The organism is Christiangramia sediminicola, from assembly GCF_031344135.1.
Taxonomy (GTDB): Bacteria; Bacteroidota; Bacteroidia; order Flavobacteriales; family Flavobacteriaceae; genus Christiangramia; species Christiangramia sediminicola.
The window spans coordinates 492,332-512,279 of sequence record NZ_JAVJIU010000003.1 but is presented as its reverse complement, the minus strand read 5'-3'; the positions used below and the strand labels follow the sequence as shown (position 1 = coordinate 512,279).

At 36.8% G+C, this 19,948-nt stretch carries 20 protein-coding genes and 1 tRNA gene; 9 read left to right on the top strand and 12 right to left on the bottom strand.

Annotation, left to right across the window (positions count from 1 at the left end):
- Nucleotides 1-38 precede the first annotated feature (38 nt).
- Entirely contained in the window at nucleotides 39-1,628 is a 1,590-nt protein-coding gene (locus tag RE431_RS09620) for a peptide chain release factor 3 (RefSeq protein ID WP_309561771.1), read from the bottom strand.
- A gap of 311 nt (nucleotides 1,629-1,939) precedes the next feature.
- On the opposite strand from RE431_RS09620, the gene RE431_RS09615 reads away from it, so the two are divergent.
- The 6 genes from RE431_RS09615 (at nucleotide 1,940) to RE431_RS09590 (ending at nucleotide 5,378) form a co-directional block, all read left to right on the top strand.
- Complete coding sequence (locus RE431_RS09615) at nucleotides 1,940-3,520, top strand: OmpA family protein (protein ID WP_309561770.1); 1,581 nt, start codon at nucleotides 1,940-1,942, stop codon at nucleotides 3,518-3,520.
- Nucleotides 3,521-3,588: 68 nt separating this feature from the next.
- Nucleotides 3,589-4,107 carry an isopentenyl-diphosphate Delta-isomerase gene (gene idi, locus RE431_RS09610; protein ID WP_309561769.1) on the top strand — a complete coding sequence of 173 codons (519 nt, stop codon included), beginning with the start codon at nucleotides 3,589-3,591 and terminating at the stop codon, nucleotides 4,105-4,107.
- On the top strand, nucleotides 4,104-4,514 hold the full coding sequence (locus RE431_RS09605; protein ID WP_309561768.1) for a 6-pyruvoyl trahydropterin synthase family protein: 411 nt from the start codon (nucleotides 4,104-4,106) through the stop codon (nucleotides 4,512-4,514). The genes idi and RE431_RS09605 overlap by 4 nt, the downstream gene beginning before the upstream one ends.
- Before the next feature lies 1 nt (nucleotide 4,515).
- Nucleotides 4,516-4,968: a peroxiredoxin gene (locus RE431_RS09600; RefSeq protein WP_309561767.1), complete on the top strand. Its 453-nt coding sequence runs from the start codon at nucleotides 4,516-4,518 to the stop codon at nucleotides 4,966-4,968.
- Nucleotides 4,969-5,031: 63 nt separating this feature from the next.
- Nucleotides 5,032-5,298 carry a hypothetical protein gene (locus tag RE431_RS09595; protein WP_309561766.1) on the top strand — a complete coding sequence of 89 codons (267 nt, stop codon included), beginning with the start codon at nucleotides 5,032-5,034 and terminating at the stop codon, nucleotides 5,296-5,298.
- A 6-nt stretch (nucleotides 5,299-5,304) separates the two neighbouring features.
- A tRNA-Thr gene (locus RE431_RS09590) sits at nucleotides 5,305-5,378 on the top strand.
- Between the two features lie 51 nt (nucleotides 5,379-5,429).
- On the opposite strand, the gene mqo is transcribed toward RE431_RS09590, so the two are convergent.
- The 7 genes from mqo to RE431_RS09555 all read right to left on the bottom strand — a co-directional run bounded on the left by mqo (nucleotide 5,430) and on the right by RE431_RS09555 (nucleotide 12,017).
- Entirely contained in the window at nucleotides 5,430-6,926 is a 1,497-nt protein-coding gene (gene mqo, locus RE431_RS09585; RefSeq protein WP_309561765.1) for a malate dehydrogenase (quinone), read from the bottom strand.
- 127 nt (nucleotides 6,927-7,053) lie between these two features.
- A complete protein-coding gene (locus RE431_RS09580; RefSeq protein WP_309561764.1) occupies nucleotides 7,054-7,803 on the bottom strand; it encodes a DUF4369 domain-containing protein in 750 nt (249 codons plus the stop codon).
- 54 nt (nucleotides 7,804-7,857) lie between these two features.
- On the bottom strand, nucleotides 7,858-9,123 hold the full coding sequence (locus tag RE431_RS09575; protein ID WP_309561763.1) for a DUF819 family protein: 1,266 nt from the start codon (nucleotides 9,121-9,123) through the stop codon (nucleotides 7,858-7,860).
- A gap of 67 nt (nucleotides 9,124-9,190) precedes the next feature.
- A complete protein-coding gene (locus RE431_RS09570) occupies nucleotides 9,191-10,000 on the bottom strand; it encodes an HAD family hydrolase (protein ID WP_309561762.1) in 810 nt (269 codons plus the stop codon).
- Nucleotides 10,000-10,170, bottom strand: a complete 171-nt coding sequence (locus RE431_RS09565; protein WP_309561761.1) for a type II toxin-antitoxin system antitoxin — start codon at nucleotides 10,168-10,170, stop codon at nucleotides 10,000-10,002. Before RE431_RS09565 ends, RE431_RS09570 begins: the two co-directional genes overlap by 1 nt.
- A 3-nt stretch (nucleotides 10,171-10,173) precedes the next feature.
- Nucleotides 10,174-11,109: an alpha/beta hydrolase family protein gene (locus RE431_RS09560; RefSeq protein ID WP_309561760.1), complete on the bottom strand. Its 936-nt coding sequence runs from the start codon at nucleotides 11,107-11,109 to the stop codon at nucleotides 10,174-10,176.
- 47 nt (nucleotides 11,110-11,156) lie between these two features.
- Nucleotides 11,157-12,017, bottom strand: a complete 861-nt coding sequence (locus RE431_RS09555; protein ID WP_309561759.1) for an SPFH domain-containing protein — start codon at nucleotides 12,015-12,017, stop codon at nucleotides 11,157-11,159.
- Nucleotides 12,018-12,140: 123 nt separating this feature from the next.
- On the opposite strand from RE431_RS09555, the gene RE431_RS09550 reads away from it, so the two are divergent.
- Nucleotides 12,141-12,923, top strand: coding sequence for a S1/P1 nuclease (locus RE431_RS09550; RefSeq protein WP_309561758.1), 783 nt, complete (start codon nucleotides 12,141-12,143; stop codon nucleotides 12,921-12,923).
- On the opposite strand, the gene RE431_RS09545 is transcribed toward RE431_RS09550, so the two are convergent.
- Nucleotides 12,920-13,507, bottom strand: coding sequence for an alpha-ketoglutarate-dependent dioxygenase AlkB family protein (locus RE431_RS09545; RefSeq protein WP_309561757.1), 588 nt, complete (start codon nucleotides 13,505-13,507; stop codon nucleotides 12,920-12,922). The two genes, RE431_RS09550 and RE431_RS09545, sit on opposite strands and share 4 nt — an antisense overlap.
- A gap of 3 nt (nucleotides 13,508-13,510) precedes the next feature.
- Nucleotides 13,511-13,870 carry a DoxX family protein gene (locus RE431_RS09540; protein WP_309561948.1) on the bottom strand — a complete coding sequence of 120 codons (360 nt, stop codon included), beginning with the start codon at nucleotides 13,868-13,870 and terminating at the stop codon, nucleotides 13,511-13,513.
- 148 nt (nucleotides 13,871-14,018) lie between these two features.
- Between RE431_RS09540 and RE431_RS09535 the strand changes: the two genes are divergently transcribed.
- Entirely contained in the window at nucleotides 14,019-16,250 is a 2,232-nt protein-coding gene (locus tag RE431_RS09535) for a tetratricopeptide repeat-containing hybrid sensor histidine kinase/response regulator (RefSeq protein ID WP_309561756.1), read from the top strand.
- Here RE431_RS09535 and RE431_RS09530 read toward each other — a convergent pair whose 3' ends face one another.
- Both RE431_RS09530 and htpG read right to left on the bottom strand, forming a co-directional pair.
- On the bottom strand, nucleotides 16,251-17,066 hold the full coding sequence (locus tag RE431_RS09530; RefSeq protein WP_309561755.1) for a hypothetical protein: 816 nt from the start codon (nucleotides 17,064-17,066) through the stop codon (nucleotides 16,251-16,253).
- Between the two features lie 99 nt (nucleotides 17,067-17,165).
- The gene (htpG, locus tag RE431_RS09525) at nucleotides 17,166-19,052 is read right to left on the bottom strand and encodes a molecular chaperone HtpG (RefSeq protein ID WP_309561754.1); all 1,887 of its coding nucleotides are present in this window, start codon (nucleotides 19,050-19,052) and stop codon (nucleotides 17,166-17,168) included.
- 209 nt (nucleotides 19,053-19,261) lie between these two features.
- Here htpG and RE431_RS09520 point away from each other — a divergent pair, with 209 nt between their 5' ends.
- Nucleotides 19,262-19,933 (top strand): TetR/AcrR family transcriptional regulator, encoded by a 672-nt coding sequence (locus RE431_RS09520; RefSeq protein WP_309561753.1) that lies wholly within the window; start codon nucleotides 19,262-19,264, stop codon nucleotides 19,931-19,933.
- Nucleotides 19,934-19,948 lie beyond the last annotated feature (15 nt).

Here is a 19,948-nt window from a genome sequence, read left to right as displayed (position 1 = left end):
GTGAAATGACCCTGAAACGAGTTCGGGGTGATGTATTTTTAAAATTCTGAAGTGTAGTGGAATTTAATCGATGGATATTTTTGCTGGGTCATTTGCAATGAAAATTGAGAATCAGCAAGAAAAACTAACTGTCCAGATTTGTCTTTCGCCAGGAATTTCGATTTTAATCTTTTGAAATCCTTAAATTCTTCGCTCTTTTCATCTTCAGCCTCTACCCAGGTTGCTTTATGCACATTTAAATTCTCATAAGTACATTTAGCCCCGTATTCATGTTCCAAACGATACTGGATCACTTCAAATTGGAGAGCCCCAACAGTACCAATGATCTTTCGACCGTTCATGTCTAGAGTAAATAACTGTGCAACTCCTTCATCCATCAACTGGTCGATTCCTTTTTCCAGCTGCTTGGATTTCATTGGATCTGCATTATTGATATATCTGAAATGTTCTGGTGAGAAACTCGGTATCCCTTTATACATAAGGTTTTCGCCTTCGGTAAGTGTATCTCCAATTTTGAAATTTCCAGTATCATGAAGACCAACAATATCTCCCGGGTAAGAAACATCCACAATCTCTTTCTTTTCAGCAAAAAATGCATTTGGAGAAGAGAATTTCATGTTCTTGTTATTTCGAACGTGAAGGTAATTCTTGTTTCTTTCAAATTTTCCGGACACAATCTTAATAAAGGCTAGCCTGTCACGGTGTTTAGGATCCATATTCGCATGGATCTTGAATACAAACCCGGTAAATTCTTTTTCATCTGGTTTTACAAGTCGGGTGTCGCTTTCCTTTGGTCGCGGTGGTGGAGCGATCTTGATAAAGCAATCAAGCAATTCCCTAACACCAAAGTTGTTCAAGGCAGAACCGAAAAACACCGGTTGAAGTTTTCCTTCAAGATATTCTTCTCTTTCAAATTCTGGATAAACTCCTTGTGCGAGTTCTAATTCTTCTCTCAATGTATCAGCTGCAGCATCACCAATTAGTTCATCAAGTTCTTCAGACTTAAGATCACTAATTTTCACAGTTTCCTCGATATCTTTTCTAGGATCTCCAGTAAAAAGGTTTACGTTCTTTTCCCAGATGTTGTAAATACCTTTAAAATCATAACCCATTCCAATAGGAAAACTTAAAGGAGTTACAGTAAGATTCAATTTCTGCTCAATTTCATCAAGTAGTTCAAAAGCATCTTTACCTTCACGGTCAAGCTTATTGATGAAAACGATCATCGGGATGTTACGCATTCTACAAACTTCAACAAGTTTTTCCGTTTGCTCCTCTACACCCTTTGCAACATCAATGACAACAATAACGCTATCTACAGCAGTAAGAGTTCTAAAGGTGTCTTCTGCAAAATCCTTGTGACCAGGAGTATCAAGAATGTTGATCTTGATATCCCTATATTCAAAAGCAAGTACAGAAGTTGCAACAGAGATTCCTCTCTGGCGCTCTATTTCCATAAAGTCACTGGTAGCACCTTTCTTAATCTTGTTAGATTTAACCGCTCCCGCTTCCTGAATCGCACCACCAAAAAGAAGTAGTTTTTCAGTAAGCGTTGTTTTACCGGCATCGGGGTGAGAAATGATACCAAATGTTCTTCTCTTATTAATCTCTTTCTGATAATGCTTCATACCTGCTGATCTTGAAGCGGCAAAAATACTATTATTTTCACGAAATTCTATAAGCAATTCAGGCTTTGAAGATTATTTATAAGCCCGAGGGATAAGAAAAAAAGAGATAGGATGTCCCCAGCATCCTATCTGCTTTTTTCATAGCAATAATCCCCAGATTATTACTCGAAAATATATACGTAATTACTCTGGTGCTGGTTTTCTACATATAGATAAAACATTATATGATTGATTTTTCAGGCTTTTTATACGATCTTTAGAAAAATTCCCTCTATAAGGTCATGGTTTTAACCCCACAAAACCTGAGATTTTTGCTAATTCTTTTTGCTGTTAATTTTCTTTTCAGCAAGAATCTATATTCACAAAATTCTTCTGAAGTTCTGGCCAAAGGTTCCTATGCCGTAAATATGGGTATCACTCCTCAAACACATGCGAATGCACTCAAACCTTACGGATTCATTTATGAATTACTAACCAGATATCCAGTAGAGGTAAAATGGGTAATCAGCCCTGATAAGCAAAAAGACGGTATAGATTTTTCACTTGGTGAAGAGGATTTTAGATCTGGATCTTTTGTGATTCCTGTTTCCTACATCAGCGAGGATGTGAAAAATACAATACAGAGCTGGGAAGATAGGGGTGTTATTGGGAGTTTTTTGGAAGAAGATTTGAATCTACCGGTTTTTACAAATATTTCTGTAGCACCAAAATGGACTCTGGACAAACAGAATGGAAGTATTGCCCTGGCTTATTTTAAGGCTGCCGGAATTCCAGGAGATGCTCATGGCGGTTATAGTTCCAAAAACTGGAAATTGCCTACAGAGTTGGGAGTTTGCGATGACATATTCGTTATGCCACATGCTGAACCAAAATTTGAAACACATAAGAATCTTTATTACTGGAATACAAAATTTAAGGGCGCGATCTGGGCAGGATGCCATGCGGGAAGCGAGTTAGAAAACTTATATGGGAATATTAATGGAGAGGATGAAAAAGAGGAAATCATTCAGCTTAATTTTCTTTCGGCTGGAGCTGCAGGGGCCAGAACAACTGGCTTGATCCCATTCTATGAACATAGATTCGCCACTCCGCCTTATACTCATCAATTACCGGCAGATCCTATTTCTCAGTACCTGGGTAAAAGTGATAAAGCCTTGATTAACGGTTCTGAAAGAATTCTATATCCAAAACGGGCAAACGTATGGCGTAAGGGAACCAAACAAATTATTATCGATCCGTCTGCTCCTGATGTTCCATCGCTATCTAATGGTCCCGGTTGCGTGATTATTTATGGAAACGGTTTTGATGATCGGAAAAACGGATTGGTGATGTACCAGGTTTCACATGATTTTTCGGGAAATAAGCCAGAAAATATTGCGGCCATGCGTGCATTTTTTAATTGGAGCTTTTATGCTGCTGAGGTGAAAAGAAAAGAGAATATTATTCAATTTCAGAATACGGAAGGAGATAAGATCTTTGCCGCCAGAGTAGGGGATGATCTAGCCAAAATGCTGAATCTTGATCCGATACTTTTTGATCTTGACAAAGCTGAAATTAAACCGAAGGCTGCAAAACAATTGGATGAGATCGCAGCATATATGATCGCATATCCTGAATTGCTGATAGATATCAGATCGCATACAGATAGCAGGGCAGATGATAACTATAATCTAAAACTATCCCAGAGCAGAGTAAAAGTGACAATTGATTACCTGGTAAATATGGGTGTGGAAGATAGCAGGATTTCTGGCAGAGGCTATGGTGAAACAGAACTTGTGAATAAATGTCGTAATGGCATTCTTTGTACGGAAACTGCACATGAAATGAATCGAAGATCTGAATTCATACTTTCCATCAACTGCGATATTTATACCGGTAAGCTGAAACTTTAGGAATTGCTTAATCACCTTCTTTGTGATAGAAATTCCCGTTTTTGTACATTTGAGCTTCAAATAAAAAAATGGCAGAAGAAAAAGTAATCTTAGTTAACGAAAAGGATGAACAAATTGGTCTTATGGAAAAGATCGAAGCTCATGAAAAGGCATTGCTACACAGGGCTTTTTCAGTATTCGTTTTCAATGAGAACAATGAGTTGATGATACAACAAAGAGCTCTTTCCAAATATCATTCTCCTGGGTTATGGACTAATACCTGTTGCAGTCATCAGCGGGAAGGAGAATCTAATATTGCCGCCGGAAAGCGACGCTTACAGGAAGAAATGGGATTTTCTACAGAGTTGAAAGACACTATTTCCTTCATTTATAAAGCACCATTCGATAATGGATTGACCGAGCATGAATTTGATCATATTTTGGTTGGGAATTTTGAAGGTAAGCCAGATTTGAATCCTGATGAGGTTGCGGCCTGGAAATGGGTTTCTTTAGAAGATCTTCAGGCAGATATGAAGAAAAATCCTCATATTTATACTGAATGGTTTAAGATCATTTTCGATAAATATTACGCACATATTCAGCAATGAGAATAACGGTACATAGAAAAGCCCATTTTAATGCAGCACATCGTCTGTTCAGAAAAGACTGGGATGATGATCGCAATTTTAAGGTCTTTGGTAAATGCAGTAACCCGAACTATCATGGTCATAATTATGAGCTGGTAGTTTCAGTGACTGGAGAGCCAGATGCTGAAACAGGCTTTGTAATGGACCTTAAAATTTTAAAGGAGCTTATTTTGAATGAAGTGGAAGAGCCTTTTGATCATAAGAATCTGAACATCGAAGTTCCTGACTTTAAGGATTTGATCCCAACTGCTGAGAATATCGCCGTAGTCATCTGGAATAAGCTGAGAAGTAAAATTCAAAAAGATCATGATCTTGAAGTGACTCTTTATGAAACTCCACGAAACTTTGTAACCTATAAAGGAGAATAATATGGAAATTGGAGAAAAGGTGCCGCAGCTAGAATTGAAAGATCAGAACAATGATATTTTTCGATTTTCAGACCTTATTGGCAAAGAAGCCTTCGTGGTTTATTTTTATCCTAAAGATTTTACGCCAGGTTGCACTAAGGAGGCATGCAGTTTTCGTGACAGCTATGAAGATTTTAAGGAGCTTGGTGCAGAAGTGATCGGGATTAGTGCAGATTCTTCCAAATCTCATTCAAAATTCATCAATAAATACAATTTGCCTTATGTTTTTCTTTCAGATGAAGATAAGCAAGCAAGAAAAGCATTTGGCGTAAAACCTAACTTACTTGGTTTATTACCAGGCAGAGAAACCTTCGTTTTTAGCAAGGATGGAAAGCTCCTGCATAAGTTCAATAGTATGAACGCTGGAAGGCATATGCCAGAGGCTTTAACCGTATTGAAAAAAAATCAGAATTAATTTTCATCAATTCTATTTCCATTTCGAAAAATAGTTTAAATTCGCAGCCGAAATTTATTGATAATGGCGAGTAAAAGATTGCTTAAGAAAGATGTGAATTATGTAATGGGAGACATCATTGATGCTGCCTATATTCACCAAATGGCTAACCCAAAGGAAGACCCGGCGAAATCTGAGGCGATCGTAGATGAGGCTATTAAAGATTACGATGAATTGATCACTAAGATCAATCGTCGTGATGTAGAGAACAAACAAAAGCATTTTAAGGAAGTTCAGGCAGATCTTGAGAAAAAAGCGAAAGCTTTGATCGAAAAACTGAACGCTCTTTAATAAGTTGCCGATGTAGCTCAGCTGGCTAGAGCAGCTGATTTGTAATCAGCAGGTCGTGGGTTCGAGTCCCTCCATCGGCTCTAAAAAAACTCCTCTTTTTAAGAGGAGTTTTTTGCTTTATATAAGATCGCTTAATGCGAAACTTCTAGTTGTAAGGATTCAGAATTTGATTTTTGCACTTCCTTAAACTTTTCTTCATCCTCTCGCACATCCTTATTCCAGAAGGGAATCATTTTGTCTAATTTCGCTTTTACCTCTTGTTTTTTCAGTTTTTCAGGAAATGCAAGTTCTATAACTTCAAGCATTATATGTACGGCGGTAGAAGCTCCTGGCGAAGCTCCTAAAAGCGCGGTAATTTTTCCATCGTTGCTATGAACAACATCGGTCCCGAATTCCAAAACTCCTCCTTCCTTTTCATCCTTTTTAATGATCTGAACCCGTTGCCCGGCAACTTTTAATTCCCAGTCTTCAGCTCTCGCATCTTTAATAAATACCTTCAAATCATTTATTCTATCCTGGTGATCCATTCTAACCTGGTTAATAAGATAACTGGTAAGCGGCAGGTTATGCCAGAAAACTCCCCACATAGATGGCAGGTTATCAAACTTCAAAGATTTAGGCAGATCCAGAATGGATCCCTGTTTTAAAAATTTTGTACTGAAACCTGCAAAAGGCCCAAATAACAATTCTTTTTTACCATTTATAAACCGCGCATCCATATGAGGTACAGACATGGGAGGTGCATCTACTCCAGCTTTACTGTATACTTTCGCGTGATGCTTTTCAATGATCTCACGGTTCTTGCAGAAAAGCCACTGCCCGCTTACCGGGAACCCGCCATAGCCATCCTTTTCTTTGATCTCAACTTTCTGAAGTAAGGGTAAAGCTCCTCCACCAGCACCTATGAAAATATGCTCGGCATCATAATAGGTTTTTTCTCCTGTTATTCTGTCTTCTACTTCTGCTGACCATTCTTCCGGACCGTCCGGATCAATATCCAGAACTTCTTTATTTCGTAATACCGGAACATTAAATTGTTCCTCCAGGATCTTGAAATATTGTTCGGTGAGCGAACCGAAATTAACTCCGGTACCAAGCTCCATTCTTGTAGCCGCCATAATTTCTGAAGGACTTCTGTGTTCCATAATGAGCGGAAACCATTTTTCCAATTGTTCAAAATCATCAGAAAACTTCATATTTTCGAACATGGACTGAGACTTCATAGCCTCAAATCTTTTCTTTAAAAATTTTACATCATCTTCTCCTCGAACCCAGGCATGATGAGGTATCGAATGAATAAAACTTTTAGGATCTCTAATTAATTTTTGATCTACGAGATATGACCAGAATTGCTTGGATCTTTCAAATTGCTGAAAAATCTCAATAGCTTTTGAAATGTCTACATTTCCATCTTCATCTTGTGGAGTGTAGTTCAATTCACAAAATGCTGAGTGTCCCGTACCAGCATTATTCCATGCTTTGGTGCTTTCTTCTGCAACTTTATCAAGCCTTTCTAGTATTAAAATTTTGGTAGTCGGGTCTGAGAGCTTAAGAATTAGAGCAAGAGTAGCACTCATTATTCCTCCGCCAACACAAATGAGATCGTAATCTCTATTGGTACTTATCATATTTTCGGGTTTGCTCTAATTTAGGTAATCCAGAACCTAAATTCACCCAATAAAATATTAAGAACTTGTTATAAAAGAAAAAAGGAGCTTAGGGGCTCCTCTTTTAATAGTTCGTGTGCAGGAAAAATTATGAATTCTCTACTTCTGACTGAGCTTCTACTTTTTCTTCCAGCTTTTCTTCTTTGCGTCTTTCTTTCAGGAACTTTTTTAATTCAGATCCGTATTTAGATTTTTTCACCTTAGGTGCTAAAGAATTGTATATAGTATCCAAATATTTAATGTTAGCGTCAAAAACTTCTGATAGCGCTAAGTAAGGAGCTATTTCGTGTTCTTTATTATTAATAGCGAAATTCACTGTGTATAGATATTTTCTTTTTAGAAGTTTATCATACTTCTGATCTATATCCATTAGTTTTTCTTCATCCTGAGCTTTTTCAGCCTCAAAACTAGCTTTGATAAGTTCAAGGTTCTGATCATTGAACCTGTCAATCATTTTTCGGTATTCCATTAATTTTTCCTGGTTCACAGACCCAACTACTTCTGCGCTCGTTTCAAATTTCTCCAGTTTTGTATTAATAGTTACCTGTCCCTGATCTGCGAAAAAATCGATACGGTCATCATATCTATTATTGTCAACTTTTTCAAGATATAAATACATGATCTGTGGACTTTCAATATAAGTTTCCATACTGAACATTGGATCGCCATTTACCATGACAGAGTCTACATTCACTAATATCGTATCTTCAATTTTCTGAAGATATAAAGTTCCTTTTTTGAGACCTTTAATTTCACCGGTTACAGTAAGATTGCTTTCTTTTTCGGAACAGGAGATGATACTGATCAGGATGGCTAAAAGAAGAGCTAATTTTTTCATTTTTTGTATTCAGATTTTAAGGAGCGCAAATATCTTATAATTTTCTGTTTATTACTAACTGCCGGCGGCTATTTGCATTAAAATTGTACACAATATCGCACCGTAAGTCCCCACTACATAACCAAACACTGCAAGAAGTACGCCTACCGTTGCCAAAGATGGGTGAAATGCAGCTGCAACTACCGGAGCAGATGCTGCTCCACCTACATTGGCCTGACTTCCTACTGCTAGAAAGAAGTATGGTGCTTTGATCACTTTTGCCGTTACAATTAGAACGATCACGTGAATAAGGATCCAAACAAGACCAATAGCTATTAATCCTGGATTATCAAGAATCATGGTAAGATCCATTTTCATACCAATGGTTGCGACAAGTATATAAATAAAGATGCTACCGATCTTACTCGCACCGGCACCTTCATATTTTTTGAATTGAGTAAATGATAATAATATTCCAATTGCGGTGGCGATAGTAATCATCCAGAAGAACTGAGATGAAAATGATGATAATGCACTTTTGGAGTCATTAAACACATCAAAGGTAGCAAGAAGGTATTCAGAAATGTTATCTGCACCCCAATGGGCTATACCAACTGCTCCAAAAGCGAGTGCCAGCATGATCATAAAATCTGATAATTCAGGAACACGGGTCACACTCTTGGCGTAATCACTCACTTTGACTTTTAAATCTTCAATGGCTGAATTATCTGCTTTTAACCAGTTATCAATACGGTCATTTTTACCGATTCCCATCAGGATTATAGCCATCCACAAATTGGCAACAACGATATCTACCAATACCATTCCTCCATACAAATCTGGATTGTATTCATAAATTTCAAGCATGGCCGCCTGGTTGGCACCTCCACCAATCCAGCTTCCTGCAATGGTAGAAAGTCCTCTCCAGATAGCATCTGGACCAACGCCGCCAACGGTTTCAGGAGAAATCGCCGAAACTATAAGAATTGCGATTGGCCCTCCAAGCACGATACCAATAGTACCCGCAAAGAACATGATCAATGCTTTTGGCCCCAGGTTGAATACAGCTTTTAAATCTATACTTAGAGTCATTAGAACCAACGCTGCCGGTAATAAATATCTACTTGCTACAAAATACAATTGGGATGTCTCATCATCTATCCAGCCTAAAGAATTGAAAATGGCAGGGATGAGGTAGCACATTAAAAGTGCCGGTACAACTTTGTAGAATTTGCTCCAGAAACCTTCTTTTTTCGAAGAGGTGTAAAATACGAATCCAAGAGCAATCATTAGTAAACCAAAGACAATAGCGTCATTAGTGAACACAGTAGTAGTTTCCATATAGTTTTGAATAGGTTGGCCGGCAAAATACAATTTTTATTGTATCTGGCTGTAGGAGATTTTCAACTTATATTTTCAGTAATTCGTTGATGCTTTTCGCGACACCATCTTCCTTTCCCGGAGTAGTTACCATATGTGCTACTTCAAGAACATCTGGCTTTGCATTTCCAACTGCGATACCCATTCCAACGCCTTTAATCATTTCTACATCATTATAATTATCACCAAAAGCCATGCTTTGAGACAAGGGGAGTTGAAAATGATTGTCCAGAAGATGTTGTACAGCCGTTAGTTTTGAAATTTTCTTTGGCGCAATTTCCAGGTAAGTTGGTTTTGAACGATAGAGGTGAAGATCATCAGAAAAATTATCTGTCAGGAAATTTTTGACTGCGTCTATTTTTTCTTGTTCTCCCATGGCCATGATCTTGTGAGCCCCTTTATTTTCAGCCTTCCATTTTTCAAGGATGGTTTTATTGTCTTTCAATTCAGGTTGAACTTTGGTATTGTTGATCTCTCTCTGAGTCCAGAAGTCATCCCTTGGCGCATACCACTCGTCATTGTGAAAAAGACTTAAGTGTACATCATGATCTAAATTGAAGTTGTGCAGGTCCGAAAGTATATTTAATGGAATTTCTGTTGAACTGACTGGTTTTCCATCCACAATGATCAATCCGCCGTTATAGCTGATTAGCGGAAGATGTTCAATATTCATTTTTTGCTGAAGATGTCTCATAGCAGCAGGCATTCTCGAGGAAATCAGAATAAATGGAATATTAGCTCTGGATAATTTTTTTATAGTGTTGATTGTATATTCTGAAAGGTCTCTTTCGGCATTCAGTAAGGTTCCATCTATATCGGAGAAAATAATCTTAAACATTAATCTTCCTGTTTTTTGGGTTTTGGGTTTCTTTTAGCTTCTTTCAAGACTTTGTTAAGCATCCACTCAATCTGTCCATTAGTACTTCTGAATTCGTCAGAAGCCCATTTCTCGATAGCTTTCAGCATATCTTCATCAACTCTTAATGCAAAGGCTTTCTTTTTGCCCATAATTTACTCAAGTTCTTTGATAAAACTGGTGATCGTTGGAATCAATTCAGGATGTAATGGCCTGTTAGGTTCGTTATATGATTTTGTATTCACCAATCTATCTTTACTTTCTACTTTTCTGAAAATATGATTCATATTTTCAAGAAGAACCATTCTGGAATCTTTATTTGCTGCGTGCAATAATTCAGCTTCCATCGGTTCAGTTTGTATATCAAACGTTCCATTTATGATAAGAATAGGGACTTCGATTTTTTTGATCTCTTCTGCAGGATCATACTGAATCCAACTTTTGATAAATGGCTGCACGTAAGGCGCGAATATGCTAGCCAGCATTGGATTGTCATTTTCTGTACTGCCGTTTTCTCTCAATTCATCAAACTTCACTCTCGTACTTTGACCAAATTCCGGCGCCATTTTTGAAAACTGGTCCACGATAATATCATCTATTGGTCTTCCTGGTCCTGCAAGTGAAATAAAGCCATCTACATCATCATTTATAGCGAGAATACCTATCAATGATCCCTGGCTATGGCCTGCTATAACTATATTTTCAAATTCATCTTTTTCCTTAAAGTGTGCTAAGATATTTTCAACATCTCCAACCAGGTCTGAAAATTTCAGTTCCTCGAGTTTCATCTCAAGTTTCTGCATTTTAAATATTCGCTTATCAAATCTGAAAGAAGCAATACCATTTTCAGCAAGCTCTCGAGCCATCTTTTTCATACCATCATTATTCATCATGGCCTGATTTCCGTTTCTGTCTGTTGGTCCGGAGCCCTGAATGAAAATGATGAGACTTTCTGCTTCTTCATTGGCAGGTTTTGTTAAAGTGCCTTCTGTAAGTTCATTGATCTCTAATTCTTCTTCGATAAATTTCTCATCTTGCGCAAAACCTAACTGTATAAAAAGCAGGAGAGTGGCCAGGAAAATTTTCTTCATGATCTAATATTTTGTTTGATTCGGAATTATATTCCAGTTTAAAAATTTTAATGATTTAATGTTCCGGCGTTTACCACAGGAGATGCATCTTTATCTCCACAAAGAACCACCATTAGATTACTAACCATTGCAGCTCTTCTTTCACCATCGAGTTCCACCAGTTCTTTTCTACTCAACTCATGCAAAGCCATTTCTACCATACTTACAGCTCCTTCAACAATTTTATGTCTGGCCGCCACTATAGCCGTTGCCTGTTGTCTTTTTAACATGGCGCTGGCAATCTCATTCGCGTAGGCCAGGTAGCCGATTCTAGCTTCAAGAACCTCAATTCCAGCAATGTTAAGCCGTTCTTCCAGTTCTTTTTCTAAAGCATCACTAACTTCATTCATGCTGGAGCGTAAGGTAATATCCTCGTCTAGGCCTTCATCTGCAAAGTTATCATAAGGATAAAGGCTGGCAAGCTTTCTTACAGCTGCATCTGTTTGTACAACAACAAAATTCTCGAAGTTATCTACATCAAATGAAGCTTTGAAAGTATCCATCACTCTCCATACCAAAATTGTGCTGATCATTACCGGATTACCTAGTTTGTCATTCACTTTTAATCTTTCACTATCAAAGTTCCTTGCCCTTAATGAGATCTTTTTCTTAGTGTAAAATGGATTCACCCAAAAAAGTCCGTTCCGTTTCACCGTGCCTTTATAATCTCCAAATAATAGAAGAACTCTTGATTCATTAGGGTTTACAAGGATTAGTCCCGGTAGGATTAATAAAGCGATAAATAATGTGATCGCCCAGATTGGATTTCCTGTAGTCATAAAACCTATGATGCTCCCGATTAAAAATACGAGGAAGACGATTAGCATTAAGTAGCCGTTAAAAGCCTTTATTGATTTTTCCTGTGTCATGATTGAAATATTAAGTGATATTAAAATGATATCATAAATATATTATATTAAAATTTAATCTTCTGTATTCTTAACATTAATTTTTTATGAGCTTGTTTATATTTGCTCGAAATATCTAGAAGAATGAAAAAATTATTATTGTCCCTGCTAACTCTGATTGTTGCGAGTGTAAGTTTTGCAAATGATTCAGATTGGGGTAAAACCGGTCATCGAGCTACCGCCGAGATCGCAGAAAGCCATTTAAATAAAAAGGCAAAGCAAGCAATTGATGAATTGTTGAATGGTCATGGGCTTGCGTTTGTCGCAAATTATGCCGATGATATTAAAAGTGATCCTGAATATAGAAAATTCGGGCCATGGCATTATGTGAATATTGCACCTGATGCAGAAGAATACAAATTAGAAGAGGCGAGTGAAAGTGGAGATCTAGTGCAGGCTATAAGAAAGTGTGTTGAAGTGTTGAAAAGCAAAGACTCTTCAAGAGAAGATAAACAATTCTATCTTAAAATGCTTGTTCATTTTGTTGGAGACTTGCATCAGCCTTTTCATACTGGTCATTCCGAAGATAAAGGTGGTAATGACATTCAGGTAAGATGGTTTAATGACGGTTCAAATATTCATAGAGTATGGGATAGTGAAATGATCAACTTTTACCAAATGAGCTATACTGAACTGGCTATTAATACTAAAGACCTTAATAAATCTCAGCTAAAGGATATTAGAAAAGGTGAATTGCTGGATTGGGTTTACGAGTCTAGAGCGATGGCCGAGGATCTATATGCAGGTGTTGAAAACGGTGAAAAATTAGGATATACATATATGTATGAGCATATGCCAACCGTATTAGACCAATTGCAGAAAGGTGGAATTCGCCTGGCCAAAATTCTGAATGATATCTATTCTTAATAGATATTTCTAAAAGTTAGATTGACTCTGGGAGAATCGACTTTTTTGGACTTTGGTAACTGATGTTTCCAGAATTCCTGGGTTGTTCCCTTCATAATTAAAAGGCTGCCATGTTGCAGCCTTATTTTTTGTCTTGCCGTTTGAATTTTCTTGTGTTTTAAATGGAAAACCCTTTCAGCTCCAAGGCTTATAGATGCAATTATGGGATTTATTCCTAATTCTTTTTCATCATCCGCATGCCATCCCATACTATCACTTCCATCTCTATATAAATTGGCGAGACAAACATTAAATTCTGTATTTAAAGGAGAAGACTGACATTTTTCCTTGATTTCCTTAAGTTCTTCAGGAAATGGAATTGGGTGCATTTCCAGGCCTGAATATTTATAGCTTTTTCCAACCTCTCCAAATAATACGGTCAACCTTGGTTGAAGAATTTCTTTTCCAAACATTTTTATTTTGTCCTGTCTCCAGACTTCAGCATTCATTAAGAAATTAAATGCCTTATCTGCCTGTGAGAGGCTTAGAAAATCGGGATAGTATTCCAGATTACCATCCGGGATTTCAAAATCCACTTTTTTCATTTCTTAAAATTGTAGATAGAACCATGCCCACCATATCAGTAAAAATTGTAAGGGTAGTCTTACAATCAAAATCCATGTGGGAATTCCAGCTCCGGCTTTTTTTGAAGATAACATATAGAAATGCACTAACAGGAACACTAGAAGCATAATTATGATTCCATATATGGAGAAATCCTTTGTAGATGGGAAGCACAGGCCAATTCCCAATGCTATTTCTGCCAGTCCGCTTAAGTACACCAGTAATTTATGGGCTGGTAAATATCTTGGCATAATACGCATATACATTTTAGGTTTTATAAAATGGAAAATACCTGCAATAATGTACATAGAAGACATTAAATATAAATGCCAGGGATAGATCATAGTCATCAATTTTTTTTCAATATAAGTTAATTATAGCTTTGCATAAATTGAAACAGGCATAAATATGTTTTGAAATAAAAGTTGTGTAAGTACTTTAAATAGAGTAATTTCAGCGCCCGAAATCTAACTTATAACCTAACCGTTACTTTTGATAAAAAACTATTCAGTCTTTTTTCTGGTTCTTTTTTTATGCTGGAACGTTAGTTCTGCGCAAACTCCCCATTCTAGCGGTCACGATTCGATGGAAGAAATTCTAATGGAGATTGAATCACATATCTCTAAGTATCGTTATGAGTTGGCTATTGAAGATTCCCGTAATCTTTTAGATAAGGCAAAAGATGAGAGTGACGATTACTATACGGCCCAGGCTTACAACAACTTAGGTCACGTTTATTTAGATCAAAATGATAGTGCACGTGCTCGAAAAAATTATACACTTGGTCTGGAATACGCTCAAAAGGTAAATAACGATACGCTCCTCATGAGCTCCTATAATAATCTGGGAAATATTTATTCTGAAATTCCTGAAACGACTAACAAGGGGATCGATTATTATAATAAGGTAATTTCACTGGCCAATAAAATGGGTGATTCTACAGAGCTTATCATTCCGAAGATCAATATTGGCTGGACACATTTGGATAATGGAAGATATAATAAAGCTTATCCTTATTTGAAAGAATCTCTGGATATACTGGATTCTTTAGGTTCTCCTAATGCCGCGCGTAGTATCTATATTTACACGCAATTATATATGCTTCATGGTAGGTATTATGCTCACAATAAACAATATGACACGGCTTCCTATTTTTTCGACAAATCTATTGAATTAGCAATCAAAGATACGCTGGTTATTCAGGCTGCTGAATCCTATAGTGCTTATGCAGAAATGCTAAGCCAGAAAGGAGATTATGAGGCAGCATATAACGCCCAGGTAAAATATAACGAATATAACTCCCAGGTTTTTGAGGCTGAAAAGCTGAAGCAAATGGAGATCGCCAATGCGCGTTTTAAAAATAAGGAATATCGAGAATATCTTGATATCGCTGAACGAGAACAGAAATATCAGGATGATATCATTGAAAAATCTAAGGAGAAAGTTGCTATCATGGTTGTTTCTTCTGTGGTCCTTGTGGCAATTCTGGTCTTTTTATATAAAATAAACAGAGACAGGCGTAATCTTATTAGTGAACTAAAAAATAAGAACAAGCAGTATAAAGAGGCTAAAGTGGAGGCAGAAAATCTCTCTCTTCTTAAAACACGTTTTTTTAGTACCGTGAGTCACGAGATACGTACTCCATTATATGGTGTAATTGGATTAACTTCCTTATTACTTGAAGAGAAAAGTCTTGGTAAACATAAATCGGATCTGAAATCATTGAAGTTTTCAGCAGATTACCTGCTTGCACTTATTAATGACGTACTTCAGATGAACAAAATGGAGTCCAACGAGGTGAAACTGGAAAGCGTTTCCTTCAATTTACGTGATCAGGTGAATAGTATTTTGAATAGTTTCGAGTTTACACGCGTTCAAAATAAGAATCAACTTCACCTGGATTTTGATGAGAATATTCCGGCATATTTAATGGGTGATTCCATCAGGCTTTCACAGATCTTAATGAACCTGGTTGGTAACGCGATGAAATTTACAGAACGTGGGAATATATATTTCACGGTGAAACAATTGGAAGGAGATCACGATACTTCTAAGATCTATTTTGAAGTTCGTGATGATGGTCCTGGAATTCCGGAAAGTAAAAAGAAGGTGATTTTTGAGGAATTCTCTCAGCTGGATAATTCCAACTATAATTACCAGGGAACCGGTCTTGGTTTGCCAATTGTAAAAAGACTTTTGAAGTTATTTGACTCTAAGATCAAATTAGCAAGTAAAGAAGGTGAAGGCTCCACTTTTAGTTTCTCCATTCTTTTTGATATAGATACAGCCAAGACAGAAAATATCGAGGTGATCGAAGACTCTGTTATTACGAATTATTCAGATCAAAAAAGTATCCTTATCGTTGATGATAACCGAATCAACCAGGTTGTAACGCGACGAATTCTGGAGAAAAAGGATTTTATCTGCGAAGTTGCCGGTGATGGTGTAACAGCAATCGAGCATGTGAAGAATGGTAATTTCGATCTGGTTTTAATGGACGTAAACATGCCTGGAATTTCAGGTCTTGAGGCTTCCAAAAGAATCAGGGAATTCAATAAAGAGATTCCAATTCTGGCGCTAACAGCTGTTGAGGTTGAAGAGATCCGTGAAGAGATCCACTCAGCAGGAATGACCGGAATTATCATAAAGCCATACGATGTTCAGAAATTCTACCAGATCATCTACAAGAATCTAAGTATTCAACGAACTCCCGAAGAGGTTTAATTATCTTTTTATTATTTCTGAATTTTTGGGTGCCTGGAAGAATTCATCTTCTGGTGAGAAGAACTTTATATTTGTAATTGTAGCTTCTCCTAATTTATCTCCAAAACCATTCTCAGCATTCCAGTTATGGAAGCTCCACTTTGTGGCCATATCTACATCGTTAAAACTTTTAAAATCTGAATAAACGATAGCATGTGGGTTTTCTTCTGCTTTCTCCTGTTCAGCAGTAAAAGTTACTATGTATGCAGCTGCTTTCAGTCTGCTTGTTTCAGGTTCTTTATAGATCACATACCAGTCATCTGGAGAATCACCAACGTTTGATCTAAAACTCAATCTTGAAGTTTGATATTCTATACTATCAAGTTTTTTGATCCCCAGATCTTCCCAAACTGTTCCTGGATCTGTAAGTTTAAAAGGCATAGCGAAGAAATACTGCCATGTAAAAATATCAAATCTAGCCCCGTCTTTTTTGGCGCTTTGTGGTGAAATATATACCTGATCTCCGTCATAGATAAGGGAAGTGCCATCCTTTTTATCTACTCTAACTTTTGAAGAATTAGTGGTCATGCTTACCTTGCCTTCCAGCCTGGTATTTCCTCCGAATTTAAGATTTATATCAAATGAAACAGCTTCCTGCATCATGAACGCAGCTTTATTATGAGCTTCTTCTATATTTTCAGAAAAGCTGAGGGCTTTTGGAGGCGTAGCTCCATTGCCAATTCCGTTGTCTGGTTCTACGGGAATTCTCTCTTCAGAAGTGTTTTCCTTACAGCTTAAAATACTCAGGATAACCAATAGGAAAGTCAGTTTTTTCATTGCAGGGATTTTTTTTAAAAGTACAAAAGAAAATATAGTTCCATAAAAAAACCGCTTCCCTATGGAAAGCGGCTTATTTCAATTATGAAAAAAACTAATTTATTTCACCATTTCAAAACTTCTCTTGATGAAGCTGGTAAGCTCTTCTCCCTTTAGAAGGTTTTGAGATAGTCTAGCAAGGTCTAAAGATTGTTTGATTAGACGTTGCTGTTTTTTCTCAGTTTTCGTGTTAAGAATTGTATTGATAAGCTCGTGGTTGGTATTTACAACGAGATTATACATCTCAGGCATATTTCCCATTCCAAACATTCCACCGCCACCGGTTTGCTGCATTTCTTTCATTCTACGCATGAATTCCGGTTGAGTAATGATTAATGGAGCGGCATTACTGTCCATCGCTTCCATCTGGATCGTATATTTTTCAGAAGGGATCACTTTCTCAAAATCTGTTTTCAGTTTCTCTTTTTCCTCATCTGAAAGTTTTGAAATTTTCTCGTCATTTTTCTTTATAAGATTATCTACGTGATCTGAATCTACTCTTACGAAAGAGATCTTTTCTTTAGAAGTCTCAAGTTTCTGAAGTAAATGAGAAACGATAGGGGAGTCAAGTAGTAAAACTTTATAACCTTTGTCTTTAGCTGCTTCAATATAGCTATGCTGTTCGTTTTCATTAGAAGCATAAAGCACAACCATATTACCATCCTTATCGGTTTGGTTTTCTTTTATATTTTCTTCTAATTCTTCAAAAGTATAATAGTCACCTTCAGTTGTAGGATAAAGAGCGAATTTCTCAGCTTTTTCAAAGAATTTATCTTCTGAAAGCATTCCATATTCAATAACGATCTTAATATCGTTCCATTTCTTCTCGAAATCTTCGCGGTTATTATTAAATAGGCTTTTCAATTTATCTGCTACCTTTCTTGTGATGTAGCTAGAAATTTTCTTTACTGCTCCATCAGCCTGTAAATATGATCTGGAAACATTCAACGGAATGTCTGGAGAATCTATCACTCCTCGAAGCATTGTAAGGAATTCCGGTACAATGCCTTCTACATTATCAGTTACAAAAACCTGATTTTGGTAAAGTTGAATTTTATCCTTCTGAATGTTCATATCTGAAGTCATTCTAGGGAAATACAGAATTCCGGTAAGGTTGAATGGGTAATCTACATTCAGGTGAATATGAAATAGAGGTTCTTCAAATTGCATTGGATACAATTCTCTGTAGAACTCATTATAATCTTTCTCCTCCAGATCTGTAGGCTGTTTTGTCCACGCTGGATTCGGATTGTTAATGATATTATCTACAGTCTCCGTCTCTGGCTTTGCATCTTCTTTAGCGTCTTCAGGCAGCGGTAAAGTTTCTTCCTTAGTTCCGAATTTGATCGGGATAGGCATAAACTTATTATACTTCACCAATAATTCCTGAATTCTGTTCTCTTCAAGAAATTCTTTATCCTCGTCATTTATATGAAGAATGATCTCAGTACCATGCTCTTTTTTATCGGCATCTTCCAGAGTGAATTCGGTTGTTCCTTCACAGATCCAGTGTGCTGCTGGTTCATCTTTATGGGATTTTGTAATGATCTCCACTTTGTTCGCTACCATAAAAGCCGAATAGAAACCAAGTCCAAAATGACCAATAATGCCGCTGTCTTTAGCAGAGTCTTTATACTTATTTAAAAATTCTTCAGCTCCAGAGAATGCTACTTCATTGATGTATTTTTCAACCTCTTCCTTGGTCATCCCAATTCCCTGGTCAATTACATGAAGCGTATTATTTTCCTTATTAACCTTAACTTCAATTACAGGATTTCCATAATGTACATTTGCCTCTCCAAGGCTGCTAAGGTGTTTAAGTTTTAAAGTTGCATCGGTTGCATTTGATATAAGCTCCCTCAAAAAGATTTCATGATCACTGTATAAAAACTTCTTGATGAGCGGAAAAATGTTTTCAACAGATACATTTATTTTTCCGGTTGCCATATGTGTAATTTTTTATTTTGATTCATCAACTTTTATTCAAAAAAAATACCATTCCCATTTCGCTGTCAAACTGGCACGATGTAATTATTTCTGATGGCATACGTCTAAACTGCCTGTAGAATGGTAAGGATAATATTTAACAAAGTTTTGTTTAAAGTTTTATATTAAAAATTAAACAAAGTTGTATTTTTGAATTGAAAGTAAAAATTATGGCAAAGACGACAGGAAATAGTAAGGTAAAGAAAAAACCGAATGCAGATAAGATCATAGCTATTTATATGGACTATGTTCTGGAAAATGAAAAGACTCCTAAAAGTGTCTATAAGTTTGCAAAAGACAACGAAATGACCGAGCAGGATTTCTATCAATATTTTGGAAGTTTTGACGGTCTGCGTAAAACTATCTGGGATAAGTTCTTTGAAAATAGCCTGCAGGTAATGCAAAAGTCTAAAGAGTATGCGGGTTTTTCAAATAGAGAAAAGTTGCTAACCTTTTTCTATACTTTTTTCGAGGTGTTAACAGCAAATAGAAGTTATGTGCTTTACACGCTAAAGGAACATGAAATGCCGATCAAAAATCTGGAACAACTAAAGACATTGCGTAAACGAATGAAGAATTACGCAAAAGATCTTATTCAGGAAGGAAATAAGGATAAGAATTTAAAATTATTCAAACAGAACGAAATGGTATTTTCAGAAGGTGTTTGGGTTCAATTTTTATTCTTGCTAAAATTCTGGATGGATGACAACTCTGCAGCCTTTGAAAGTACAGATGTTGCAATAGAGAAATCGGTTAACACAGTATTTGACCTATTTGACAATACTCCATTGGAAAGAGTAGTAGATTTCGGAAAGTTTTTGTGGAAAGAAAGAATGGCGTAGGCCGGGAGGAAGAGA